We start from the raw sequence: 23506 nt of genomic DNA on the forward strand, positions 1-23506 counted from the left end.
ATGTCCGGCAGCGCGGAGGAACATTAAATGCCGGCAACCGGCTTGCGGCGCTGAGCCGGGTTCCCCACCTGCCCTGCCGTGCTTTATAATCGGGCTCGCGAATCCGACGAACCCGCCTGGAGACGATGCCATGTCGAACGACGTCAGGGACTATCCGGCCCGCGCCCGCAGCTCGGATGGCCTGTACCGTTTTCTCGGCGGCTCGCCGCTGTCGGTCGCGTTCCGGCTGGTGCTGCTGTCGATCCTGGTCGGCGTGGTGCTGTCGGCCATCGGCTTCGATCCGCTGAACATCCTGCACAGCATCCGGCTGCTGTTCATCCGGCTGTACGAGCTCGGTTTCGACGCCTTCAACTGGCTCTGGCGCTACTTCCTGCTCGGCGCCGTGATCGTGATCCCGATCTGGTTCCTGTCGCGGCTGTTCGCCCCGCGCGGCCGATAGAGAGCCGCAGCCGATGCAGCTCCGCTTCGTCGGCTGCGGCGACGCGTTCGGATCGGGCGGCAGGTCCAACACCTGCTTCCATCTGACCGGCCAGCGCACCAACCTGCTGATCGACTGCGGCGCCTCGTCGCTGCCGGCGCTGAAGCGGCTCGGCATCGCCTGCAACGCGATCGAACTGATCCTGATCACGCATTTCCATGGCGATCATTTCGCCGGCCTGCCGTTCCTGCTGCTCGATGCGCAGTTCTCACGGCGAACGACGCCGCTGGTGATCGCCGGCCCCGCCGGCATCGCGGCGCGGCTGACGCAGGTGATGGAAGCGCTGTTCGAGCATTCGTCGACGACGCCGCGCAATTTCGAGCTGTCGGTGATCGAGCTGGTGCCCGAGGAGACGATGCGCTTCGGTGACATCAGCGTGACGCCGTTTGCGGTGGTGCACGGCAACTCCGGAGGGCCGTTTCTCGGCTACCGCATCGAGGCGGAAGGCAAGGTCGTCGCCTATACCGCCGACACCGAATGGACCGACAGCCTGATCCCGCTCGGCCGCGACGCCGACCTGCTGATCGCCGAGGCCTATACCTACGACAAGGCGGTGAAGAACCATCTCAGCCTCGCGACGCTGGAGGCGCATCTCGATGCTATCAGGCCGAAGCGGCTGGTGCTCACCCATATGAGCGACGACATGCTGGGCCGGCTGGACCGCATCGACCACGTGGCCGCGCATGACGGCATGAGCATCGACCTCTAGCCGGGAGACGCGAAAGGCCGCTAAGAACGGCAGAGACGCGCGTGTCGCGCGTTTCGCCAATCAAAGAGCCGTTCTTGACCGCTTCAGCCAAAGTCACGACTGCGCAGGTGTTCGACATCGCGGGCCCCGCGATGATCGCCAATCTGACCACGCCGCTGATCGGCATCGTCTCGACCACGGCGATCGGCAGGCTCGGTGAAGCGGCCATGCTCGGCGGCGTCGCCATGGCCTCGGTGATCTTCGACTGCCTGTTCTGGCTGTTCGCGTTCCTCCGCGCCAGCACGCTCGCCTTCACTGCGCAATCGCTCGGCGCCGGCGAGACCGACGAGATCCTGATGGTCCTGGTCCGCGGCCTCGTGCTGGCCGCGCTGATCGGCGTCAGCCTGATCGCGCTGCAACTGCCGCTGGGCGCGATCATCTTCGACATCATGGGCGGCAGCGACGCCGTGCTGAGCGCGGCCCGCAGCTATTTCATCGTCCGGATCTGGTCGGCGCCGCTGGCGCTCGCCAACTACGTGCTGCTCGGCTGGCTGGTCGGACTGGCGCGTGCGCGGCTGGCCTTGGGCGTTCAGGTCGCGATCAACCTGATCAACATGGCCGCGACCATCCTGTTCGTCCAAGTGCTGCAGGCCGGCATCGCCGGCGCGGCGATCGCCGCCGTGATCGCGGAAACGGTCGGTGTCGCGATCGGCCTCGTGCTGGCGCGCCGATTGGTCAAGGCCGACGCCCGGATGTCGCGTGCGGCGCTGCTCGACCGCGCCAAGCTGATGCACATGATGGCCGTCAACCGCGACATCATGATCCGCACCGCGGCGATGATCGTGGCCTTCCTGTTCTTCACCTCGCAAGGCGCGCGCGCCGGCGACACGACGCTCGCCGCAAACGCGGTGCTGAACAATTTCCTGCTGGTGGCCGCCTTCTTCCTCGACGGGCTCGCCAATGCCGCCGAGCAGCTCTGCGGCTACGCGTTCGGCGCGCGCAACAAGGACGCCTTCGCCGGCGCCACGAGGCTGGTGCTGACCTGGGGCTTCGGCTTCGCGCTCGCGGTGGCCGCGATCTTCGCGCTGTTCGGGCCGGTGCTGATCGACGTGATGACGGCAAGCGATGCCGTGCGCCGTGCGGCGCGCGACTACCTGCCGTTCGTGGTGGCGTCGCCGCTGCTGTCGGTGTTCGCCTTTGCATTCGACGGCGTCTATATCGGCGCCACCTGGGCGCGGGACATGCGCAACCTCATGGTGGCGGCGCTGGTCGTCTTCCTCGGCACCTGGCTGGCGCTGCGCGGCTTCGGCAATACGGGCCTGTGGATCGCGATGCTGAGCTTCTACGCGGCGCGCGGCGGCTTCCAGGCCGCGCGCTATCCGGCGCTGTTGCGGGCGTCGTTCGGGAAATCATGAGGGTCGTAGGGCGGCGAAGCGCAGCGTGCCCGCCGCCTTCCTTGACGTGCAAAGGGTGGGCACGCTGTGCTTTGCCCACCCTACATTCTTTGTCGACGATAGACCGCGCGCTAGACCGGCCAATCCTCGGCGGTGATCGTGGCGGCATCGGCGCCCACGATCTCCGACAGCGAATCGCGTCCCGTGCGCAGCAGGGTCGAGGTCAGGTCGGCCTTGATGCTCTCGACCAGGCCGAGGCCCTTGTAGACCAGCGAGGAATACAGCTGGATCAGGCTGGCGCCGGCGCGGATCTTGGTCAGCGCGGCGCCGCCGGTGTCGATGCCGCCGACGCCGATCAGCGGGAACGCGCCTTCGACGCGCACGAAGGTCTCGGCCACCATGCGGGTCGACAGCCGGAACAGCGGCCGCCCGGACAGGCCGCCCTGCTCCCTGGCGCGCAACTGCTCGCGCAGCGAGCTCGGCCGGGCGAGCGTCGTGTTCGACACGATCATGCCGTCGACGCCGCGCGATCGGGCGACGTGGACGACGTCGTCGAGCTCGGCCAGGCTGAGATCGGGGGCGATCTTGAGCAGAACCGGGGTGTCACCGGATTTCCGCCTGATACGGTCGCGCGCCTCGAGCACCTTGGACAGCAGATCGTCGAGCTGCGAGGCCTGCTGGAGATTGCGCAGGCCCGGCGTGTTGGGCGAGGAGATGTTGACGGTGAAATAGCTCGCCACTGGCGCGAAGGTCTCGATCAGCCGGACATAGTCGGCGACGCGGTCGGCCGAATCCTTGTTGGCCCCGACATTGACGCCGACGATGCCGCCCTGATGAGCGCGGCCGGCCAGCCGGCGCAGCACGATCTCGGCGCCGTCATTGTTGAAGCCCATGCGGTTGATGACCGCCTCGTCGCGCTCCAGCCGGAACAGCCGCGGGCGCGGATTGCCGCTCTGCGGCCGAGGGGTCACCGAGCCAATCTCGACGAAGCCGAAGCCGAGCCGCAGCAGCGCGTCCGGCACCTCGGCGTTCTTGTCGAAGCCGGCGGCCATGCCGACCGGGTTAGGGAAGTTCAGCCCGAAGGCGCGCACCGCGAGCTTGGCATCATCCGGTCGCGGCTTGATCGCCGGCAGCAGCTTCAGGCCCTGGATGGCGAGCCGGTGCGCATCCTCGGCGTCGAGCCATCGGAGCAGCGGCAGCGAGAGCTGGTCGAAAGCGCGGATCACGGCTTCAATTCCGGAAGGTCGTGGCCGCCATCGGCACGGCTGTGCATCTGGTGAACGGCGGTCACGGCGCCGAGATCGAGCTCGCCATACAAATGCGGGAACAGCTCGTCGTTGCGCGAGCGCTCCCAGCGTAAGCCTGCCCCCAGCGCATCCGCCTCGACCTCGACCAGGAACAGCGCGCTCTGCCCCGAGAAGTGCTTCCGCGCCGTCTCCGGCACCTGGGAGGCGGTCGAAAAATGGATGAACCCGTCGCGCAGATCGTCCGCGCTGCCGCGGTACACGCCCAGCCGCTCCGCCTCGCGCCAGGCCGAAGCTGAGCAGATTTTGTAGATTTTGGGCACCTTCGCGCGGTCCTGGCTTGAGCTTGAGTTTGCTGATGTTTTCGGGAGCGGCCGACCGTATCGGCAGGGGGCGGCGAACTCAAGCATCGTTTGCCCGGGACAGTTCGGCGGCCGACCCGCTCAGGCTGTATCTGAGCGACCGCGAATTCGCGAGGGTGCAACCGGTTCCTCAGCAAGAGTTAACCTGATTCGGCTTTCCTGTTGCGCGCGATTTGCAGCCGATCATGCCCACGCTTGAACCTTTGGAGATTGTCATGGACCGCCGCCACGTCTTGAAGGCCCTGGCGGGGCTCGCCCTGTGCCCCGTCTGCGCCACCCCGGGCTTCGCCGCCGAGGGCGCCCCGCACTGGAGCTATGAGGGCGCGACCGGACCGGCCAAATGGGGTGATCTCGACGCGGCCAACAAGGTCTGCGGCGTCGGCACCCAGCAATCGCCCATCGACATCGAGCACTCGACTCGGGCCCAGCTGCCCGACTTCAGGCTGAACTGGGCCAGGACCGCCGACACCATCGTCAACAACGGCCACACCATCCAGCTCAACTTCGCCGATGGCAGCAGCACCATGAAGCTCGAGGGCACCACCTACAAGCTGCTGCAGGTGCATTTCCATCGTCCGAGCGAGCACCAGATCGGCGGCAAGAACTATCCGATGGAGGCGCATTTCGTGCATCGCGCCGCCTCCGGCGGCCTCGCCGTCCTCGGCGTGCTCATGACCACCGGCCGCCCCAACGCCGCCTTCGCGCAGATCGTCGCGACGATGCCGGACAAGGAGGGTCCCGCGGTCAAGGCTGATCCGCGCATCAATCCCCACATGATGCTGCCAGCGCGCCGCTCCTATTATCGCTATGCCGGCTCGCTGACGACGCCGCCCTGCTCGGAGGTGGTCGAATGGCTGCTGCTGAGCGAGCCGGTCTCGGTCGCGGAAGCCGACGTGGCGAAATTCGCCAAACTGTATCCGATGAACGCCCGCCCGGTGCAGAAGCTCGACCGCCGCTTCGTGCTGCAAGGGGTGTAGTTCGCTCGCCGCGCGGCGGTGGAAAGCGCCGCCGCGCATTCCGCCGTCGTCCCGGCGAAAGCGGAACCCATACCGCGGAATCCTGATTGGTTGAGAAGATGGCGGAGACCCTCCGCCACATGTTGGCCGGTGGCTATAGGTCCCGGCTCAAGGCCGGGACGACACCTTTTGTGTCATGACCAGCGTTGGCCTTACGCGCTGCGTGCCAATGCCCCGTCGATCATCGCCACCGCATTGTTCAGGCCGTAGACCGCGACGAAGGAGCCGAAGCGCGGGCCCTTCTCCTGGCCGAGCAGCACCTGGTAGAGCATGTTGAACCAGTCGAGCGACACGCCCGGGCGGCCGTCCTTGCCCTTCTTGGCGTGGTCGAGGAACGGCTCGCGGCGGCCGATCTCGTAGACCACGTTCTGGATGTCCTCGGCCGTCGCCTCCGCCGGCAGGTTCGACAACGCGTCGCGCAGATCCTGCAGCGCCACGCGCTCGCCCTCGGTCGGCTCGCGGAACGTCTTGGTGGGCGCGACGAAGTCGCGATAGTAGTTGATCGCGTAGCCGACCATCGCATCGAGCTTGGGATGGGTTTGCGGCGTCACGCCTGGCCGGTAGCGGCCGATGAAGCCCCATAGGGTCTCGGCATTCTCGGCGTTCGACGACGACACCAAGGTCAGCAGCAGTTGGAAGGTGACGGGCATGTCGGCCTTCGGCGGCTTGCCGGAATGGATGTGCCAGACCGGATTGCCGAGCTGCTGCTTGGCGTCCTGCCTGGAGAAGCCCTCGAGGAACTGCTGGTAATCATCGACGTTGCGCGGGATGACGTCGAAATACAGCCGCTTCGCTGCCTTGGGCTCGCGATACATGAACAGCGACAGCGATTCCGGCGAGGCATAGCGCAGCCACTCATCGATGGTCAGGCCGTTGCCCTTCGACTTCGAGATCTTCTGGCCCTTCTCGTCGAGGAACAGCTCGTAGTTGAAGCCCTCCGGCGGCGTGCCGCCGAGCGCCGCGCAGATCTTGCCCGACAGCTTCACCGAATCGATCAGGTCCTTGCCGGCCATTTCATAGTCGACGCCGAGCGCGTGCCAGCGCATCGCCCAGTCCGGCTTCCATTGCAGCTTGCAATGGCCGCCGGTGACCGGAACGGTCATCCGCTCCTTGGTCTCGGGATCGTCATAGGAGATCGTACCAGCCTTGGCGTCGTGCTCGACGATCGGCACGTACAGCACCAGCCCGGTGCGCGGGCAAATGGGGAGGAACGGCGAGTAGCTCGCCGCGCGCTCCTCGCGCAGGGACGGCAGCATGATCGCCATCACCTTCTCCAGCCGCTCCAGCATGCGCAACAGCGCCGCATCGAACTTGCCGGAGGTGTAGTACTCGGTCGAGGAGGCGAATTCGTAGTCGAAGCCGAACCGGTCGAGGAAGGCGCGCAGCCGGGCATTGTTGTGCGCGGCGAACGAGGGATACTCGTTGGAGAACGGATCGGGGATGCGCGACAGCGGCTTGCCGAGATGCATGGCCAGCATCTCCTTGTTCGGCACGTTGTCCGGCACCTTGCGCAGGCCGTCCATGTCGTCGGAGAACGCGATCAGGCGGGTCTTGATCTTGTCCTCGGTCAGCACGCGGAAGGCGTGGCGCACCATGGTGGTGCGCGCGACCTCGCCGAAGGTGCCGATGTGCGGCAGGCCGGACGGGCCGTAGCCGGTCTCGAACAGCACCTCGTCCTTCGGGGTCTTCTTCAGCCGGTTGACGATCGCCTTCGCCTGCTCGAACGGCCAGGCGTTGGAGTTTTCGGCAAGCGCGCGCAGGTCGCTCGGGCTGGTCGGGACGAGATCGATCGTGGACATCTTGAAGTACCGGTTTCGAAGGAGCAGAAAACTAACACAGGGCGTCATCGCGAGCGAAGCGAAGCGATCCAGCCGTCACAAGGCTTCTGGATTGCTTCGTCGCTCCGCTCCTCGCAATGACGGTGGATGCGCAGCGACGGCGGGCCGGGCGCATGACGCCTTCGCCCACCCGGCAGGTGAAACTCTAGAACGGGCTGATCGAGAAGTAGCGCAGCCACAGATCGGTGTAGCGGCCTTTTTCCCAGACCCGGAACAGCGCCCAGTTCAGCGCCTGGCGCAGGAGGTCGTTGCCCTTGCGCACGGCGATGCCGACGCCCTCGCCGAAATAACGGCTTTCGACGAAAGGTCCACCGGAAAAGGCGCAGCAATCGCCGGAATCGGTGCCATTGACCCAGAACGCCAGCGAGATGCCGTCACCGAAGATCAGGTCGACCTCAGAGCGGCGCAGCGCCTGCCGCAGCGCCTCGTCGTTCGGATAGGTCTTGATCTCGGCGTCGGTGAACATCGCCTTGAGGTAGGCCTCGTGCGCGGTGCCGGCGACGGCACCGATCTTCTTGCCCTCGAGAAATTCGGGGCGGATCTCGGTCATGACGGCGTCGCGGCGGGACACGAAACGCGCGGGCGCGCGGTAATACGGATCGGAGAAGTCGGCCCGCGCCCGCATCTGCGGCGTCACCGCGATCGAGGCGATGATCGCATCGCCCCGGTTGGACGACAGCGCGTCGAGCAGGGTTTCGAACCGGCGCATCTGGACGGTGCAGGTGACCTTGATCTCGTCGCAGATCGCCCTGGCAAGATCGACGTTGAAGCCGGCCGGATTGCCGTCCGGGCCGGTGAAGTTGAACGGCGGATAGTCGGTCTCGGTCAGGAACCGAATCACGGTGAGGCGCGACAGATCGGGCCGCTCCGGCCGGCGGCGCGGATCCCAGAAACCAGGGACGGCCTGCGGCGCCGCCTCGACGACCGGCCTCACCGGCGCTTGCGCGCGCACCTCGGAACCGGCCGCGGCGAGGCCGAAGCACAGCAACGCGCCAGCGGCGGCGCGGGCGAGACGGGTCGATTTCACGGGCTTTGACAAGACGGTCGGCATCAGCGGTCCCGATGGTCACCGCCTTATAAAGCATCCCAGCGCAAATTCGAGGCTGGATTCGGCCGGGAGGCAGCCGCCCGGCTGGAGCGTTAACGCGCTCAGAGGTATTTCTTGAGATCCGCCGCAGCTTCCTCGGGCGTCCGCTTCAGGTTGAACGGCGCGACGAACCGGCCATTGCGGTCCATCAGATACACCAAAGCAGTGTGGTCCATGGTGTAGTCGCCGTCCTTCAGCGGAACCTTCTTGGCATAGACGCGGTATTCGGTGAGAACCTTCGCCAGCACCTCGGGATCGCCCGTCAGGCCCTTGAGATGCGGGTCGAAGCTCGAGAGGTAATCCTTCATCGCGGCCGGATTGTCGCGCTCCGGGTCGACCGAGACGAAATAGGCGTTGACGCTGTCGGCATCCTTGCCCATCGCGCGCAGCACCTCGGAGATCTCGAACAGCGAGGTCGGGCAGACGTCAGGGCAATGGGTGAAGCCGAAGAAGATCAGGGTCGGCCGCCCCTCCAGGCTCTTCTCGGTGACGACCGCACCGCTCTGGTCGGTCAACTGGAACGGGCCGCCGATCGCCGCCGGCGCCGCGATGTTGCGTCCGCCGCCCATGACGAGGAACATCAGCGACAGCCCGATCACCAGGCTGGCGGCGAAGGCTCCGACGATCACCAGCGGACGGGTGATATTGGACGGCATTGCGCGCTCCTTCACTGTCTCTCAGAAGCAGGCCTGCAAGCCGGCCGCGAGGGTCTCGAAGAACACCGCGGTCCCGTACTGCGCCCACATCGTCACGGCCCCGAGGACGAGCCCGATCGCCGCGAGCCCCGCCGCGATGGCCGGCACAGCGGCGGGACGCCGGGCTTGCGACACGGACGGTATCTCTTGCGGCGCTGAAAGAGGCTGCATGATGGCGTACTCATCGGCCGGAGCCGACCACGCGGCCCGCCCCTCAGACTCCAGATAAGCCCCGCAACCGGTCCAGGCAAGCGCCGCAGTCGGGAGGCCGATCAGCCCAAATGCCAGCCGTTATCAATGGGAGGCGGAGGCCTTGGCCGCGGCCGGAGAGATGGCCGGCGCATTGGGAGCGACATGCGAGGACGAGGGCGAGGATGCCTGGGCATCCATGTAGCAGGGCTTGTACATCGCCTGCAGCTCCTTGCCCTTCAGGAAGATCATCCGGGGCGTCAGGCCGCCGCGCTGGGTGATCCAGCGGCGGATCGGCGACGGGTACATCGAGTAAAGCATCTGGGTCGCCTCGGGATTGGTGACGGCCCGGCCGTTGGCGCCGAAATCCCAGGCGGCGTGGAAACCGAGATTGGCATGCGAGGTGACGCAGATCTTCTCGTGCGGGATGGCGCCGAGCACGATGGTGCAGGCCGATGCGCAGAGCCCGTCGATGATCACGTACTCCCCGGAAGATCGCAGGCCCTGGTACCTGTCGACATAGGTTCCGATCCGGCCGCCGCGGTCATCGGCGATCCGGACCACGGCCTGGCTGGCGCCGACCCCCGACAGCAACAGAACGACCGCAAGCAATCCCGTCCAGAATTTCATGTCGAGCCCCAGTGCAACCCGGCGAAACCGATCTGACCGACTTTGGCACGCTTCGTGTGATGCGCTTCTTGTGATGCTTGGACTGCGGTGGACCTTGCAATCACGACCCCATCCGCAGAACCGGAACGCGAAGGCCAAATCCAAATCGCACATGCAGCGTGTTTCGAGATCGTGTTTTTGTCCAGGAGAGCGCAGCGACCAAAGCCAAATTCACCGCGAGTGTTGCAAGCCCGCTGCACCAATGAGTCGCTACCACCGAAAATGGCCGAACGCTGGTTCCGGACATGGCGGTCGCGCCACGAGCAAGGCGGAGGCCCGGCATGATTCGCCCATCGGCGCGGCAGCGGCGTCACGGCGGCACGACCGGCACTCCGGAGAAACCCGGGGGCCGCGCTTTCGCACGACACACCCCAATCAGGGCGGGAGGCGAATCCCGCGGATCGCCGGCCCAGCGGCGCTGGTGCGGTCCCGATGGCGGGTGAGGGCTCGCGCGGGCATGGCGTCATGCGACGACGTCAGGAGAGGCCGTCGACGCAATCACAAGTTTGTGCCGTCCGCTCCTGGCCCTGCGCCGCAATGACTGCGGTTGGGGTCAGGCGGCACCGCGCCGTCTGATCGGGAGGAGATGAAGCGAGGTCGCGCCGACACCGCGCCAGCAGCCGGGAGACGATCGGCCTCCCGACGCTCACGGCCCCGGCGGATCGAACTAATTATCGGGCAGCCGAATCCGCGCACCGAAGGTGACGAGCGGCGCATCGGCGGCGCCGAGCTCGATCTGCCGCTCCGGCACCTCCTGATAGCTGCCGTCTTCAATCTTTTTTAATTCATATTGCCAGACCGTTAACGTCTCGCCACGCGCCAGCGCATCGCGGATGCGGCTGGCGCCGCGTCCCGGCAGCTTGACGAGGTCGTCGCGCATCATGCCGATCATCGTCGGGCTCTCACCGCGATGCAGCTCGAAGAAGACCATGCGATTGGGCTTGTCCTGCGGCTTGAGCACGGTATCCGCCGTGAACAGCACCAGGCAGATCGCGACGGCAATCCACTTCCAAGTGTCGGACATCATGAGACGCATTCCCCGCACCGCTGCCGCGCGAGACGTAGGCCTCGCGCAAACAGGCGGCAACTTACAGTTCTGTCATTCCGGATGAGATGACGTTCGACGTAATCGATTCGCTGCGCGCCGGGCGCGATGATGGGCTCCTCATCGTTCACAACATGGAGAGCACCGATGACCAACCCGACCGAGATCGCCGAGAGCTACATCGCGCTGTGGAACGAACGCGACGCCGCGCAGCGCGGCACCTTGCTCGCGCGCAACTGGACCAAGGATGCGCTCTACGTCGACCCGATGATGCGCGGCGAAGGACGCGACGCGGTGGATGGCCTGGTCGCGGGCGTGCAGCAGCGCTTTCCCGACTTCCGCTTTCGCCTGGTCGGCGCTGCGGACGGCCACGGTCCTCATCTGCGATTTTCCTGGGAGCTCGGCCCCGAGAATGCGGAAGCCCCGATCCAGGGCACGGATTTCGTCGAGCTGGCCGACGGCCGCATCCAGCGCGTCACCGGATTTCTCGACAAGGTCCCGCAGGGCGCCTGATGGACGCTCCGACCGGTCCGGCGTCCGTTGCGGTGCCGGCCTGCCGCGATGGCCGGGCTCCCATGCGCGGATGCGCGACCTGCCTTGCGATGATTGCGCTACGTCAACGTCGGACGCGATCCGCCGCTGCAGAGCTTCTGCTCGCAACGGAGTCCAGGATCGCCGGAGACGGGCGTGCAGCAATCAAATCCCATCGATGATCACGCCATGGCGGCCGGCACGCTGGCCGCCATCACCACCCTGCCCGAGCTTTGGCGCTGGCGCGTCGCACAGAGCCCGGACAAGCCGGCCTACCGCCATTTCGACGCGCGAGGCGGCCGATGGGCGAGCTTCAGCTGGCGCGAGATCGATCTCGTCGTCGCCCGCTGGCGGCGGGCGCTTGCGGCCGAGGGCTTCGACCGGGGCGAGCGTATCGCCATCCTGATGCCGAACGGGATCGCGCATCTCGCGATGGACCAGGCGGCGCTGTCGCTCGGCCTGGTGCCGGTGCCGATGCACGCCGTCGATAACGCCGACAGCATCGCCTACATCCTCGCCGATTCCGGCGCCCGGCTGCTGCTGGTCGATTCGGACGCCCGCTGGGAGGAGATCGCGGCGGTCCGCGAGGCCCTGCCAGAGCTGCGGCGCATCATCTGCGCCGACCGACAACCGGCTGGCCCGACCGGCGATCCGCGCCTCGTCGATCTGGACGCGTGGTTGAACGCAGCCGGCAACGCCGCGCCTTCCGGCGCCCAGGCCGCCATCGCGCCGCACGACCTCGCCGCCATCGTCTACACCTCCGGCACGACGGGCCGGCCCAAGGGCGTGATGCTGTCGCACGACAACGTCGTCTCCAACCTCAAGGCGATTCATCAACGGCTCGCGGCCGACACCGACGACGTGTTCCTGTCGTTCCTGCCGCTGTCGCACACGTTCGAGCGCACCGCGGGCTATTATTACCCGATCGCCATCGGCGCCTGCGTCGCCTATGCGCGGTCGGTGAAACAATTGTCCGAAGATCTGGTGGAGGTCCGTCCGACCATCCTGATCTCGGTGCCGCGCATCTATGAGCGCATCTACTCGCTGGTCATGCATCATCGCGGGACCGCAAACCCGCTCAAACGGGCGCTGCTCGACCTGACGATCGCGATCGGCGGCCGTCGCTTCGATGCGCAGCATGGGCGCGAAACGAGCCTGTCAGCGTTCGACCGTATCGCGTGGCCGCTGCTGCAGCGCCTGGTCGCCGCCAAGGTGCTGGCCCGGTTCGGCGGACGGCTGCGGGTCGCCGTCAGCGGCGGCGCGCCGATCGCCGAGCCGGTGGTGCGGCTGTTCCTGGCGCTCGGGCTCGAGGTGCTGCAGGGCTACGGCATGACCGAGACCTCGCCCGTCGTCAGCGTCAACACGCCCGACGACAACGACCCGCGCACCGTCGGTCGCGCCCTGCCCGGCATCGAGGTGCGCATCGGCGACAATGACGAACTGATGGTGCGCGGCCCGAACGTGATGCTCGGCTACTGGCGCCGGCCGGAGGAAACCGCGCGGATCAAGGAAGCGGACGGCTGGCTGCACACCGGCGACCAGGCCCGCATCGATGCGGGACGCATCACCATCACCGGTCGGATCAAGGACATCCTCGTCACCTCGACCGGCGAGAAGATCGCGCCTGCCGATCTCGAGACCGCGATCCTGACCGATCCGCTGTTCGAGCAGGCAATCGTGATCGGCGAGAACCGGCCGTTCCTGGCCGCGATCGTCGTGCTCAATGCCAAGGGCTGGGCCGAGCAGCAGGCGCGGCTCGCGGCGCACGGCCAGCGCGGCACCGAGGCCGAGGCGGCATCGCTGCTGCGGCACATCGCCCGCGCCGTGAAGGCCTATCCCTCCTACGCGACGCCGAAAGCCGTGCATTGGACCTTGGAGCCGTGGACCATACAGGAAGGCCTGATCACGCCGACCTTGAAGAACAAGCGCCCGGCGATCGAGCGTGCTTTCGCGACGGAGATCGAGGCGATCTATGCGAAGCGGGTGGCGCCACAGACTGCCGTTTCAGGCTCAGCCCGCGGCTGACCCGCTCGCATCCCTGGTTTCGCGCCGAGGGCATGCTGGCGAGGGCACGCCGGCGAGGTCCGTGCGCCGGCCTCGGCGAGCCTTGCCTGGCCGAAACCGCCAGCGATCCGATTACCCGGAAGGCGCTGCGACGGCGATGCGGAACGGGTTGCTCGGATCGATGGTCAGGGCCCCTTTCGGATCTGATTTGATCGCCCACGACACCGCCCCCTCCGCACTGGTCGAAGCAATGATCTCGGCGGTGTAGTACGGCTGGACCGTCGCTTGGGGGAAGTAGCTGGCCGAACTGGTCCAGACGCCTACGAAGAGCTCGATGCTCGTATTCGCCGGCGGCGCGTAGAACGCGGTGGGCGTGCCGACCGAGCTGGTTGCGGCGTAGTATTGTCTCGCACGCGCCACGGTCGTGCCCGCCGGCACTCCTGTCCCGGTGACCGCTTGGCCCGCAACGACGCACGAGGGGTCAGCGAGGGTGACGGCGGCCTCGTCTTGGATCAGCGTCGCGGTCGTCGTGCTGACGAAGGTCACCGCGACCGCCGTGCCGGAAGACGTCGGAGGCCAATTGATGGTGACGGCCGATGCATTGACGTCGGTTACCACGGTGCCGGTCGCGATTCCCTGTCCGGATACGGACTGACCGATCTGGACGAGCGACGGGTCTGCGACGTTGAAGATCGCCGTTATTCCTTCGAACAGATCGCCTGTGGTCGTGCTGGTGAAGGTCAGCAACGCGTCGCCATTTTGGGTCGCGTTGGCGCTCAAAGTGATCCCGGTCGACTGAACCACGGCGCGCACGAGAGGATTGCCGGGGCCCAACACGCCCGGACTTTCCTGGCTCGGGAGCAGGACGAAGAAATTGCGTGCCGGATCGGCCACCGACGATGCACAGGCGAGTTGCATGGCGCCAGTGCCGTTGGGCCCCCCCACCCACGATACGGCGAGAGGGCTCTTCGAATCGCGCAGCGGAGCCGAGCCGGCGCCGCCCGCGCTGGTGAAGTCCTGCGCGTAGAGGATGCCGAAATATTTCAAGAAGTCGGTCGCGAAATCGCTCGCAGTCCACGTTCCGTCGGAGAAATCGAGCCACAGGGCATCGTCGCTCTGCAGGTCGAAATCCGACGTGTCCTTGCCGGACTTGAAAGGGATGAGCGGGTACCAGCCGATCGTCTGCACGAAGGCCGCCACGTTGGTGAAGTCAGAACCGGGAGGGGGACCCGACCACCCGACGCCGGACTGCATCGTGGCAAACGTCAGCGCGACACCCGTCCCGCTCGCGGCGGCGGCCTGGGTCAGCGTGACCATGGTGTCGTTGACGCTGACCACGCTCGTCCCATTCTGTATCCCTTGACCGGAGACGGACTGGCCCGGGAGGGCAATCGAGGGATTGGCGACATTGGTGATGATCGTCGAACCTTGGGTCAGATCGCCGGTCGTCGTCGCGTCGAACAATGTGGTGAAGGTCAGCGGCGCTCCCGAACTGCTCGCGCTGGCGTTGGCGCTCATGATCACATCGGGCGGCGCGACGCCTGTCACCGTCGTCCCCTCCGGGACTCCTGCCCCCGAGACCTGCTGGCCGACGAAGATTCCCTGCGCCGCAGCGATGTTGGAGATCGTCGGCGATCCGGTCGCGAGGTCGCCTGTCGTCGTGACCGTGGCGGTCGGCACGAATTGCAGCGGGACCCCCGTGCCGCTCGTCGTGGCGGCGAGGCTCATCGTCACAATACTTCCGTTGACGCCCGTCACCGTCGCTCCCGCCGGCACTCCCGCCCCGGAGACGACTTGGCTGGCGAAAATCCCCGATGGATCGGAAACGGTGACGGCCGTCGAATTTGCGGTGAGGCTGCCTGTCGTCTCGACCGGAGGGTTTGGTCCCGCACCGGCAGCCATGAAGGCGACGTAGTTGGCGAGATTTATCGTGACGTTCCCCACCGGCATGTTCATTTCGCTGGTGATCCACGGGATCTCCGCGCCCGGCGCCTGTGGTCCGGACTTGGCGACAGACGGGAAATCAGTGCGGTCGAACACCGCGACCGGGGTGGCATTGGAGATGTCGCGGCCGCCGTTCGGCGCGTCGATGTACTGCGCCACACGCGTCGGCGTCCACGCGATGGTGTACGTATGAAACTCGCTGTAAGGCGCGAAGTTTCCAGACGTGTCGAACAGATACGCCTCGTTGTTGAGCACCGCCGAGGTGAAGGAGTTCGGATCGCTCGTGCCGGGTATGGGGCTCACCCGGAGTATTCCGGTGTGCGTGACGTCGGGCCATCCGGTGAAATCGACGGTATTCGAGGCTTGGCCGGCAGGGCTCCGCCAGTAGTTGAGCGCCACGGCATTGGTCATGTCGAGGTCGGATGGAGCCGCGAGCGACGTCAGCGGATATTTCCAGGTCGTCGCGTCAGGCCAGATCAAATTGGGCCCGGTCTGGTCGACGAGCAACTCCCACCAGGTCGACCCGCGCGCCGGCGCGTGCAGGGGTTGGAAGACGGAGACATTGAATGCGGTCTCCTCGTTGCCACCGGGACCGCTGAGGCCGGCGATCACGCTTCCGAGCGTGCCCTTCGGCGTCAGATCACTTGTATCGATGATCAGCACGTCTTTGACTGACTGGCTACCGGCGAGGCCAACCGACCAAACGTTCATGGGGGTGAACTGGAAGGTCTGGCCTGATACGGGCGCGCTGGCGGCCTGGCTCAGCGTGACGATCGACGTCGATTGGTCGACCTCGGTGATGAAGGTCCCTTCGGGAAGGAGACCGGGATTACCCACGGCGGAGACCGCCTCGCCGCCCGAAAGCTGTCCGATCAGGCCAACCGTGGTGATATCGATCTGATTGAGCTGGCCGCTGTTGATGTTTCCCGAACCGCCCGACGCCGCGACGGTGACCGTGACCGGCCCTGCGCCGAACAAGCCGGTGCCGCTGTTGAGTTTGTTGAGCGCTGTCTGCAGGTCGCCGGAACTGATATTGTAAGCAAGATCACCGGTCTTGGCGCCAGTCGTGCCGTCCTCCAGGACGAACGTTCCGCCGCTGGGCGGAGCGCCCGGCGCGCCCATCCACGTATTGTAGTAGGCCCACATCTGCTGCGCGATGGCCTCATCGGTCCGCGTGAAGCCGAGTGTCCAAGAGGTCGCGGCCGGATCGAGTGTCTGCGAACGCGGATCTCCCAGAGCGACGGTTGCGCCGAAGGTTTGCAGGTCATTCGGTTTTGGCAGCCCGCCCGCGAAGGTGGCGTAGGCCGCCTGGGTCGCCTGGGTGAAGGGGACGAACTCGAAATCGACCTCGTTCCAATTCCAGTTCTGCGCTACGTCGGGCGATTGCGCCGCCGAGGGCGCGTTGGAGTAGAGCCAGAATGCCGAGCAGACGGGACCTGGTGCCGCCTGCATCCTGCAAATGAACAGACCGTAACCGAAGCTGCGGTTGGACTGCATCTGCGCGGAAAGATAGTCGCCGTATCGGGAATAGTTATCGACTCCCGTCGATGAGACAGGCTGCTCTGCCACTGGACGTTCCCCTTGCCGAAACGAAGATGTCGGGGCCGATCCGGCCCCTTAACAATCCATGATTGGGCTTGATCTATGATTGTAATGAAAATACATACACGTGAAACTTGTGCCATCAGGAATTTCTAGTCAATTGAAATACACCTTAAAGGTGTATTCGATGGCAGTTTTTCGAGGATGAGAGGCGTGATCATGTCCCAGCTGCATCTTGGCAACCGGACGATCTTCAGAACCGCTCCTCCGGCCGGCCGCCGTGTCGTCAGCCGCGCAGGTTGAGGAAGCCAGGGCCGCAACGACGCTCCGGCGCGCGCACGGTCCCTGCCCGTCAGTCGATCGCGACAGCCAAAAGATCTGCACCTGCCGCGACGCCCATCTTCACGATCTCCCGCGAACGTCGGGTTGGTGTCAGGTTCGAGACCGCGCGGTCCTGATCGATTTGCAGCGAAAGTGCGGAGCGGCAGGGGAGGTCCGCCCTCCACCGGGCGCGCGCAACGCATACCGTCCTGACGCCGCAGCTGCACCTCATCGCGCAGCATAGACCGCGTACTCGTCTTATCCGGCGCTATCGGAAGCGGTGGACAATTCACCTTCGCATTGTCGGCATCCAATGCGGAGCTTGGAGCGGGCGAAGGGAATCGAACCCTCGTATGCAGCTTGGGAAGCTGCCGTTCTACCATTGAACTACGCCCGCGCTCGCCAATGCTTAGCCGACACGATGCGTTTCGCCAAGCGGCTTGTTGCCGCGCGATCCGCGGGCCCAGACGGCGAACGCGAAAGGTCTGCGATGGCCGGATCGCCCGATCGTGATCGGTCGCAACCGCAAGTCTCGGGAACAGATTGGGCGATCTCGCCTTGCCATTGGAGCCGGCGCTCGCGTCGCCGCGCCGTGTGCTGGGAGTTCACATCATGCAGAGCCATGGCCACAAGTCTCCGACCGCCCCCTCGAAAACCCTCGCCTTCATGTCGGGCCCGTCGGCGCTCGACCTCTACACGCTCGGTTGCGGCCTGTTCCTGGCCTTCGCGCCCGCGCTGTTCGGCTTCGCGCGCAGCGCCGGCCGGATCGATGCTGAGCTGGCGGGAGCTGCCGTCGTCGCGCTCTCGTTCGGCGGCCTCGTGGCGTACGCCGATTGGGAGGAGTGGCTGAAGGTTGCGCTTGGCGTATGGCTGATTGCAGCGCCGTGGCTGCTCGGGTTCGCGTATACATCGGCGATGCATGTCAGCATCACGGTCGGGATCGCCGTGACCTTCCTAAGCCTCCTCGAGCTGTGGCTCGCGCATGATCCTGATTTTGCTGGCGATCGCACCGGAATGGTGAGCCGCTCGTCTGAGCTCTGATCGATCGCGTCTCGCCTGCGACAACAGAGATCGCAACGCAACGCTTGACAACCATCACCCAAATCAGGGCAAACCCGCCCCCGTCACGCCGCGCTGTTAACACTTTGTAAACAAAGTTGATGCGGGCGATCGTGACGATGATATGATGTGCGTGGGGTTGGGGTGGCGTCATGGGGCGTGGGTATACGATCTTTGATACGGCCCTCGGCCGTTGCGGCATTGCATGGAGCGATGCCGGAATCACCGGCGTACAATTGCCGGAAGCGCGGGAAATCGAGACGCGGCGGCGCCTGTTTCGCCAGTTTCCCGACGCACGGGAGCAGCGCCCGTGTTCGAATACTGAACTCGCCATCGAAGGCATCGCGGCCATGCTGCGCGGGCAGGAGGTCGACTTCTCCGACGTTGCGCTCGACCTCGACGGCGTCACGCCCTTCAACCAGCGCGTCTACGATTACATTCGCGCGATTCCGCGCGGCGAGACGCGCACCGCCGACGCGATCGCAGACGAACTGCACGTGCCCAAGGCGCTGAACTCGATCGCGCAGGCACTGACCAAGAATACGTTCGTCCTGATCGTCCCTTGCCATCGCGTCCGCGACATCGGCAACGGCCTCGACAAGCCGTCGCCCAACAGCGGCATCGTCTCCAAGCGTCGGCTGCTGTCGCTCGAAGGCGCACGGCCTCATGCCGGCCTGACGCTGTTCGACGCGTTTCTCGCCGTCGACCGGCCGCGCGCGTCGTAAGCGGACGCCTCGCGTCGCGCGATATTATCTCGCGCATCGCCCTCCACTTTCCTCCGCAATGCGCTAGATTTGCAGGATGACCGCCACCATCCTGTTCGAAAGCCGTGACGTCACCGTGTCCGAGTTCCGCTGTGCAGCGATGCCGGGCGAGCGTCCCTATGTCGAGCAGTATGCCGGCTACTCGCTGTCCTATGTGCGCAAGGGCAGCTTCGGCTGTCGGCACCGCGGCCGCGTCTTCGAGCTGGTCACCGGCGCGCTGCTGGTCGGGCATCCCGGCGATGAGTTCATGTGTACGCACGACCACGTCTGCGGCGACGAATGCCTGTCGTTCTTCTTCGACGATGCGCTGATCGACGAGATCGGCGGCGACAGGCAGGCCTGGCGGGCCGGCGCGATGCCGCCGCTGCCGGAGCTCATGGTCCTCGCTGAGCTCGCGGAGGCCGTCGCCGCGCGCGAGCAGACCCTGGGCCTCGACGAGATTGGCCATATCATCGCCAGCCGCTTCGTCGCGACCGCCACGGGCCAGCAGGCGCGCGCCGCGACACCAGGCCCTCGCGACCGACGGCGCGCGGTCGAGAGCGCGTTGTGGATCGACGACAATGCGCATGATGACATCGACCTGGCGGCTGCGGCAGGCGAGGCCGGCGTCAGCCCGTTTCATTTCCTCCGGATGTTCGCCGCTACGATCGGCGTGACGCCGCATCAATATCTGATCCGCTCCCGCCTGCGGCACGCCGCGCGGCGCCTCAGCGAGGAGGATACGCCGGTCACCGCCATCGCCTACGATTCGGGCTTTGCCGATCTGTCGAATTTCACCCGCACCTTCTCGCGCGCTGCCGGCGTGTCGCCGGCGAAGTTTCGCAAGGCCTCGCGCGGCGAGCGCAAGATTCTCCAAGACCGTCTGAGCCGCCATTGATTGGATGATCCCGGCGCGTGCGGCAGCCGCATGCGAAGCATGGAGATCATCGATGTACGATCATATCGGCCTCAGGGTCGGCAATCTCGACGCCAGCGTCCGCTTCTACACCGCCGCGCTGGCGCCGCTCGGCCACATCCTCTGCTCCAAGGACGAGGCGTCGGCGGGCATCGGCCCGAAGGGGCAGCCGGCGCTGTGGCTGTATCTCGACAAGGGCGCCAGCAAAGGCACCGCGCATATCGCGTTCCGCGCCCAGGACCACGCGGCGGTCGCCAGATTCCACAGCGAGGGTTTGAAGGCAGGAGGCGGCGACAATGGCGGCGCCGGGCCGCGCACGGACTACAGCCCGACCTATTACGCCGCCTTCCTGATCGATCCCGACGGCAACAACGTCGAAGCCGTATGTCCGTGAGGTCAGCGTCATGGCATCCATCCAGAAGGACATTCCGATCGCGGCCCCGGCCGGTGCAGTGTGGGACGCAGTGCGCGATTTCGGCGCCGTTCATACCAGGGTGGCGCGCGGCTTCGTGACCGGCACCAGGCTCGACGGAGACGTCCGCATTGTCAGCTTCGCCAACGGCAGCGTGGTGCGCGAGCAGCTGGTCGACTGCAACGATCGGCGCCGGCGCCTCGTCTACGCCATCAGGAACGAACGCATCAGCCAGCACAGTGCGTCGTTTCAGATCATCGCGGAAGGCGAGGAGCGCTGCCGGGTGATCTGGACCACCGACGTGCTGCCGCACGAGATCGCGCCCTATATCGAGCAGCAGATGGAGCTCGGCGCGCGCGCGATGCAGGACACGTTGGGCAGGCTGCGCGGATAGCGGCTCAGCCGACACGCGCCGGGGGCGGCGCGTGCGCGTCAGGACCGCGTCCGGCCGCCAGCACGGCCGGGCGCAGCTCCAGCGCCGCGGCCGGCTTCGGCCCCCACCGCGTGAGCATGACGCTCGCGAGCGTCAGCACGCCGAGCAGCACCATCGAGGACGCCGCCAGCATGAAGAAGTCGCCCTCGGTCGCGGCATGGCTCAACAGATAAGAGCCACCTGCGGCGATGAACACGAGCCGCACCGTTTGCGCCAGCACCGGACCGATCACCCTGGCTGCGCCCTGCGAAGAGAAGTACATCGAGATCGCCAGGCCGATGAAGGCATACATCGGCGCGGCGACCTGCAGATAGTGCCGGCCGGCGCCGCGCGCGCTCTCGTCCTGGGTGAAGATGTCGACCCACAATTGTGGGACGATCGCGATCAGCGTCGACAGCGCGCCAACCGACGCGAACGACACCAGCCCCGCCGTCCAGGCGATGCGGCGGGCGCGCGCGATTCGCTGCGCGCCGATCGCCATGCCGACCATCGGCACCGAGGCCATGCCGACGGAGAAGGCGACCGTGGTCATCATAAATTCGAGCCGCGCGCCGATGCCGTAGCCGGCGAGCACCGCGGTGCCGAACGACGCCAGCATATGCGTGAAGATCGCGATCGACAGCACGGATTGCAGCGGCGAGAAGCAGGCGACGGCGCCGACCTTGAGAATGTCGGCGAACATCGCGCCGCTGATCCTGAGGCCGCGCAGCTTCGGCCGGACGCGCGCGCGCCCCGAAATTAGGTACCAGCCCATCACCGAGATGCTGACGCAGAACGCCAGCAGCGCGCCGGCGGCGACGCCGCGCATACCGAGCCCGAGGACCAGGCTGAGCGTGCCGCCCAGCACGATCTGCAGCATCGCCGAGCTCAGGATCATGAACGACGGCAGCTTCATGTTGCCGGTGCCGCGCAGGATGCCGGCCATCGAGTTCATCAGCCAGGGCAGGATCGCGCCGCCGAAGAAGATCTGCAGATAGGCCGTGGCATGGCTCAGCACCGCGCCGCGGCCGCCGAGCAACTCCAGCAAGGCCGGGCCGAACACCAGCATGCCGATCATGAAGGTCGCGCCGAACAGCAGCGCGATCAGCAGCGCATGCGAGGCGAGCGTCGAGGCGCGATCGGTGTCGCCGGCGCCGAGCGCGCGTGCGATCGCCGAGGCCACACCGCCGCCCATCGCGCCGCCGGACATCGTCATGGTCAGGATCACCAGCGGAAACACCAGCGCCATCGCCGCCAGCGCCTCGATGCCGAGCCGGCCGATATAGGAGGTCTCGGCAATGACGACGCAGGTGCCGGCCGTGTTGGCGATGATGTTCGGCCAGGCCAGCGACAGCAGGGTGCGCAGGATGGGTCCGTCGACGAGCTTATTCCGCATCGGCTTCTCGGGGGGCGGCAATGCACGCCCCTCGCCGACCGGATTGTCGGCCAGGCCGATCTCGGACATCTCAGCTCCCCGCTCGGCCGCGCAGGTCGCGGCCATCTTATCGTTCGATTGCTTTCGCTTTCCTAGCACGGCGCTGGCGCGCGCCCTGTGCGGCAGGCGCATTGGGGGTGCGCGGCAGACGCAGCCGGCTAGAAGCGGAAGTGCTTGGAAAGCTTCAGGCCCTGGGCCTGGTAGTTGGAGCCGATGCGGCTGCCATACATCGCGTTGGGACGCGCCAGCATCTTCTCGTAGACCAGGCGGCCGACGATCTGGCCGTGCTCGAGGATGAACGGCACCTCGCGCGAGCGCACCTCGAGCACCGCGCGCGAGCCCTGCCCGCCGGCGCCGGCATAGCCGAAACCGGGATCGAAGAAGCCGGCATAGTGGACGCGGAATTCGCCGACCAGCGGATCGAACGGCACCATCTCCGCGGCGTAGTCCGGCGGCACCTGCACGGCTTCCTTCGAGGCCAGGATGTAGAACTCGCCGGGATCGAGGATGAGGCTGCCGTCGGGCCGTGCCTTGATCGGCTCCCAGAACTCCTCGACCGGATAGCCGGCGCGGCGGTCGACGTCGACGACGCCGGTATGGCGCTTGGCGCGGTAGCCGACATAGCCGTTCGCATTGCTGCCTGAGAGGTCGACGGACAGAGCGACACCGCCGGCGAGATCCGCATCATCGCGATCCACCAGCCGCTCGGCCTGGTGCAGCGCGATCAATTCGTCCTCCGACAGGACCGCGTCGCGATAGCGGAAGCGAACCTGGGACAGGCGCGAGCCTTCGCGCAAAAGGACCGGAAACGTCTTCGGGCTGATCTCGGCATAGAGCGGACCGTGATAGCCGGCGCCGATCATGTCGAAGCGTCGCGTGCCGTCGGCGATCACGCGGGTGAAAACGTCGAGCCGGCCGGTCGAGCTCTTCGGATTGGCGGCCGCGACGATGTCCTTCGGCAGCGCCAGGCTCTCCAGCAGCGGCACGATGTAGACGCAGTTGGTCTCCAGAACCGCGCCGTCGGCGAGCGCGAACTCGTGCAGCTTCAATTCGTCGATGCGCTCGGCGACGGTCGATCCCGGCCCCGGCAGAAAGCTCGCGCGCACCCTGTAGGCGACGTCGCCGAGCCGCAGGTCCAAGCTCGCCGGCTGGATCTGGCTCTCGACGAAATCATATTCGGGAATGATCAAGCCGGCCTCCGCCATCGCTACGATCATGCGATCGGGGAGGATGCCGTGGGCGTCGGCGGGAAGCGAAAACGGCAAGGCCTGATCCTTTGCAGGCGCCGGAACGGCGGCTTGTGGAGCCAATATAGGGTCTTTTGACCGGTTATCCGATGGCCGGCTTGACGGAAAGGCCGGTTGCGACTATGAGCACCACTTATCCCGTGGTGATTTGAGCCGGCCGGCTTGCAGCCACGTTAAATAAGTCGCTAAACAGGCCGGGGACGAATGTGATCCCGGCCTTGAGGAGTTTTCCCAG

22 protein-coding genes, 1 tRNA gene and 1 riboswitch are annotated in these 23506 nt (G+C 66.1%); of the genes, 11 read left to right on the plus strand and 12 right to left on the minus strand.

The window, feature by feature from the left end; genetic code table 11:
* The first annotated feature begins 130 nt into the window (after nucleotides 1–130).
* The 3 genes from QX010_RS22655 to QX010_RS22665 all read left to right on the plus strand — a co-directional run bounded on the left by QX010_RS22655 (nucleotide 131) and on the right by QX010_RS22665 (nucleotide 2581).
* Entirely contained in the window at nucleotides 131–439 is a 309-nt protein-coding gene (locus tag QX010_RS22655; RefSeq protein WP_315801566.1) for a DUF6460 domain-containing protein, read from the plus strand.
* Between the two features lie 13 nt (nucleotides 440–452).
* Entirely contained in the window at nucleotides 453–1187 is a 735-nt protein-coding gene (locus QX010_RS22660) for an MBL fold metallo-hydrolase (RefSeq protein WP_315801567.1), read from the plus strand.
* A gap of 107 nt (nucleotides 1188–1294) precedes the next feature.
* The gene (locus QX010_RS22665) at nucleotides 1295–2581 is read left to right on the plus strand and encodes an MATE family efflux transporter (RefSeq protein ID WP_316182068.1); all 1287 of its coding nucleotides are present in this window, start codon (nucleotides 1295–1297) and stop codon (nucleotides 2579–2581) included.
* Nucleotides 2582–2691: 110 nt separating this feature from the next.
* Here QX010_RS22665 and QX010_RS22670 read toward each other — a convergent pair whose 3' ends face one another.
* Nucleotides 2692–3786 (minus strand): quinone-dependent dihydroorotate dehydrogenase, encoded by a 1095-nt coding sequence (locus QX010_RS22670; RefSeq protein ID WP_316181974.1) that lies wholly within the window; start codon nucleotides 3784–3786, stop codon nucleotides 2692–2694.
* Nucleotides 3783–4127, minus strand: a complete 345-nt coding sequence (locus QX010_RS22675) for a DUF952 domain-containing protein (protein WP_315801569.1) — start codon at nucleotides 4125–4127, stop codon at nucleotides 3783–3785. Before QX010_RS22675 ends, QX010_RS22670 begins: the two co-directional genes overlap by 4 nt.
* Nucleotides 4128–4381: 254 nt before the next feature.
* On the opposite strand from QX010_RS22675, the gene QX010_RS22680 reads away from it, so the two are divergent.
* A complete protein-coding gene (locus QX010_RS22680; RefSeq protein ID WP_315801570.1) occupies nucleotides 4382–5143 on the plus strand; it encodes a carbonic anhydrase family protein in 762 nt (253 codons plus the stop codon).
* A gap of 191 nt (nucleotides 5144–5334) precedes the next feature.
* Here the strand turns inward: QX010_RS22680 and QX010_RS22685 are convergent, their stop codons facing one another.
* The 6 genes from QX010_RS22685 to QX010_RS22710 form a co-directional block, all read right to left on the minus strand.
* Nucleotides 5335–6981, minus strand: coding sequence for a lysine--tRNA ligase (locus tag QX010_RS22685; RefSeq protein ID WP_316181976.1), 1647 nt, complete (start codon nucleotides 6979–6981; stop codon nucleotides 5335–5337).
* Between the two features lie 184 nt (nucleotides 6982–7165).
* On the minus strand, nucleotides 7166–8071 hold the full coding sequence (locus QX010_RS22690) for a transporter substrate-binding domain-containing protein (RefSeq protein ID WP_316181978.1): 906 nt from the start codon (nucleotides 8069–8071) through the stop codon (nucleotides 7166–7168).
* A gap of 98 nt (nucleotides 8072–8169) precedes the next feature.
* Entirely contained in the window at nucleotides 8170–8763 is a 594-nt protein-coding gene (locus QX010_RS22695; RefSeq protein ID WP_315801573.1) for an SCO family protein, read from the minus strand.
* 21 nt (nucleotides 8764–8784) lie between these two features.
* Nucleotides 8785–8937: a hypothetical protein gene (locus QX010_RS22700; RefSeq protein ID WP_315801574.1), complete on the minus strand. Its 153-nt coding sequence runs from the start codon at nucleotides 8935–8937 to the stop codon at nucleotides 8785–8787.
* A 159-nt stretch (nucleotides 8938–9096) separates the two neighbouring features.
* Nucleotides 9097–9621 (minus strand): hypothetical protein, encoded by a 525-nt coding sequence (locus tag QX010_RS22705; protein WP_316181980.1) that lies wholly within the window; start codon nucleotides 9619–9621, stop codon nucleotides 9097–9099.
* Between the two features lie 706 nt (nucleotides 9622–10327).
* Nucleotides 10328–10687 (minus strand): hypothetical protein, encoded by a 360-nt coding sequence (locus tag QX010_RS22710; RefSeq protein ID WP_315801576.1) that lies wholly within the window; start codon nucleotides 10685–10687, stop codon nucleotides 10328–10330.
* 165 nt (nucleotides 10688–10852) lie between these two features.
* On the opposite strand from QX010_RS22710, the gene QX010_RS22715 reads away from it, so the two are divergent.
* Nucleotides 10853–11218 (plus strand): nuclear transport factor 2 family protein, encoded by a 366-nt coding sequence (locus tag QX010_RS22715; protein WP_316181981.1) that lies wholly within the window; start codon nucleotides 10853–10855, stop codon nucleotides 11216–11218.
* Between the two features lie 174 nt (nucleotides 11219–11392).
* Nucleotides 11393–13261 carry an AMP-dependent synthetase/ligase gene (locus tag QX010_RS22720; RefSeq protein ID WP_316181983.1) on the plus strand — a complete coding sequence of 623 codons (1869 nt, stop codon included), beginning with the start codon at nucleotides 11393–11395 and terminating at the stop codon, nucleotides 13259–13261.
* A 111-nt stretch (nucleotides 13262–13372) separates the two neighbouring features.
* Here QX010_RS22720 and QX010_RS22725 read toward each other — a convergent pair whose 3' ends face one another.
* Both QX010_RS22725 and QX010_RS22730 read right to left on the minus strand, forming a co-directional pair.
* Nucleotides 13373–16753 (minus strand): hypothetical protein, encoded by a 3381-nt coding sequence (locus QX010_RS22725; protein ID WP_316181984.1) that lies wholly within the window; start codon nucleotides 16751–16753, stop codon nucleotides 13373–13375.
* 617 nt (nucleotides 16754–17370) lie between these two features.
* A tRNA-Gly gene (locus QX010_RS22730) sits at nucleotides 17371–17444 on the minus strand.
* Between the two features lie 215 nt (nucleotides 17445–17659).
* Here QX010_RS22730 and QX010_RS22735 point away from each other — a divergent pair.
* The 5 genes from QX010_RS22735 (at nucleotide 17660) to QX010_RS22755 (ending at nucleotide 20571) form a co-directional block, all read left to right on the plus strand.
* On the plus strand, nucleotides 17660–18088 hold the full coding sequence (locus QX010_RS22735) for an SPW repeat protein (RefSeq protein ID WP_316182070.1): 429 nt from the start codon (nucleotides 17660–17662) through the stop codon (nucleotides 18086–18088).
* A gap of 170 nt (nucleotides 18089–18258) precedes the next feature.
* On the plus strand, nucleotides 18259–18831 hold the full coding sequence (locus QX010_RS22740; protein WP_316181985.1) for a methylated-DNA--[protein]-cysteine S-methyltransferase: 573 nt from the start codon (nucleotides 18259–18261) through the stop codon (nucleotides 18829–18831).
* 76 nt (nucleotides 18832–18907) lie between these two features.
* Complete coding sequence (locus QX010_RS22745) at nucleotides 18908–19747, plus strand: AraC family transcriptional regulator (protein WP_315801582.1); 840 nt, start codon at nucleotides 18908–18910, stop codon at nucleotides 19745–19747.
* Between the two features lie 52 nt (nucleotides 19748–19799).
* Nucleotides 19800–20159 carry a VOC family protein gene (locus QX010_RS22750; protein ID WP_316181987.1) on the plus strand — a complete coding sequence of 120 codons (360 nt, stop codon included), beginning with the start codon at nucleotides 19800–19802 and terminating at the stop codon, nucleotides 20157–20159.
* Between the two features lie 10 nt (nucleotides 20160–20169).
* Nucleotides 20170–20571: an SRPBCC family protein gene (locus QX010_RS22755; RefSeq protein WP_316181989.1), complete on the plus strand. Its 402-nt coding sequence runs from the start codon at nucleotides 20170–20172 to the stop codon at nucleotides 20569–20571.
* A gap of 4 nt (nucleotides 20572–20575) precedes the next feature.
* On the opposite strand, the gene QX010_RS22760 is transcribed toward QX010_RS22755, so the two are convergent.
* Both QX010_RS22760 and QX010_RS22765 read right to left on the minus strand, forming a co-directional pair.
* Nucleotides 20576–22054 carry an MATE family efflux transporter gene (locus QX010_RS22760; protein ID WP_316181990.1) on the minus strand — a complete coding sequence of 493 codons (1479 nt, stop codon included), beginning with the start codon at nucleotides 22052–22054 and terminating at the stop codon, nucleotides 20576–20578.
* Between the two features lie 128 nt (nucleotides 22055–22182).
* Nucleotides 22183–23289, minus strand: a complete 1107-nt coding sequence (locus QX010_RS22765) for a 2'-deoxycytidine 5'-triphosphate deaminase (RefSeq protein ID WP_316181992.1) — start codon at nucleotides 23287–23289, stop codon at nucleotides 22183–22185.
* A gap of 112 nt (nucleotides 23290–23401) precedes the next feature.
* Nucleotides 23402–23481, plus strand: a riboswitch (SAM riboswitch).
* Nucleotides 23482–23506 lie beyond the last annotated feature (25 nt).

Source organism: Bradyrhizobium sp. SZCCHNRI1009, assembly GCF_032487575.1.
Classification (GTDB): domain Bacteria; phylum Pseudomonadota; class Alphaproteobacteria; order Rhizobiales; family Xanthobacteraceae; genus Bradyrhizobium.

What these genes read in the sequence shown, in the direction of transcription:
- QX010_RS22655 (WP_315801566.1), top strand. Translation starts at nt 131, where the DNA reads ATGTCGAACGACGTCAGGGACTATCCGGCCCGCGCCCGCAGCTCGGAT.
- QX010_RS22660 (WP_315801567.1), top strand. Translation starts at nt 453, where the DNA reads ATGCAGCTCCGCTTCGTCGGCTGCGGCGACGCGTTCGGATCGGGCGGC.
- QX010_RS22680 (WP_315801570.1), top strand. Translation starts at nt 4,382, where the DNA reads ATGGACCGCCGCCACGTCTTGAAGGCCCTGGCGGGGCTCGCCCTGTGC.
- QX010_RS22685 (WP_316181976.1), bottom strand. Translation starts at nt 6,981, where the DNA reads ATGTCCACGATCGATCTCGTCCCGACCAGCCCGAGCGACCTGCGCGCG.
- QX010_RS22690 (WP_316181978.1), bottom strand. Translation starts at nt 8,071, where the DNA reads ATGCCGACCGTCTTGTCAAAGCCCGTGAAATCGACCCGTCTCGCCCGC.
- QX010_RS22695 (WP_315801573.1), bottom strand. Translation starts at nt 8,763, where the DNA reads ATGCCGTCCAATATCACCCGTCCGCTGGTGATCGTCGGAGCCTTCGCC.
- QX010_RS22705 (WP_316181980.1), bottom strand. Translation starts at nt 9,621, where the DNA reads ATGAAATTCTGGACGGGATTGCTTGCGGTCGTTCTGTTGCTGTCGGGG.
- QX010_RS22710 (WP_315801576.1), bottom strand. Translation starts at nt 10,687, where the DNA reads ATGATGTCCGACACTTGGAAGTGGATTGCCGTCGCGATCTGCCTGGTG.
- QX010_RS22715 (WP_316181981.1), top strand. Translation starts at nt 10,853, where the DNA reads ATGACCAACCCGACCGAGATCGCCGAGAGCTACATCGCGCTGTGGAAC.
- QX010_RS22735 (WP_316182070.1), top strand. Translation starts at nt 17,660, where the DNA reads ATGCAGAGCCATGGCCACAAGTCTCCGACCGCCCCCTCGAAAACCCTC.
- QX010_RS22740 (WP_316181985.1), top strand. Translation starts at nt 18,259, where the DNA reads ATGGGGCGTGGGTATACGATCTTTGATACGGCCCTCGGCCGTTGCGGC.
- QX010_RS22745 (WP_315801582.1), top strand. Translation starts at nt 18,908, where the DNA reads ATGACCGCCACCATCCTGTTCGAAAGCCGTGACGTCACCGTGTCCGAG.
- QX010_RS22750 (WP_316181987.1), top strand. Translation starts at nt 19,800, where the DNA reads ATGTACGATCATATCGGCCTCAGGGTCGGCAATCTCGACGCCAGCGTC.
- QX010_RS22755 (WP_316181989.1), top strand. Translation starts at nt 20,170, where the DNA reads ATGGCATCCATCCAGAAGGACATTCCGATCGCGGCCCCGGCCGGTGCA.
- QX010_RS22760 (WP_316181990.1), bottom strand. Translation starts at nt 22,054, where the DNA reads ATGTCCGAGATCGGCCTGGCCGACAATCCGGTCGGCGAGGGGCGTGCA.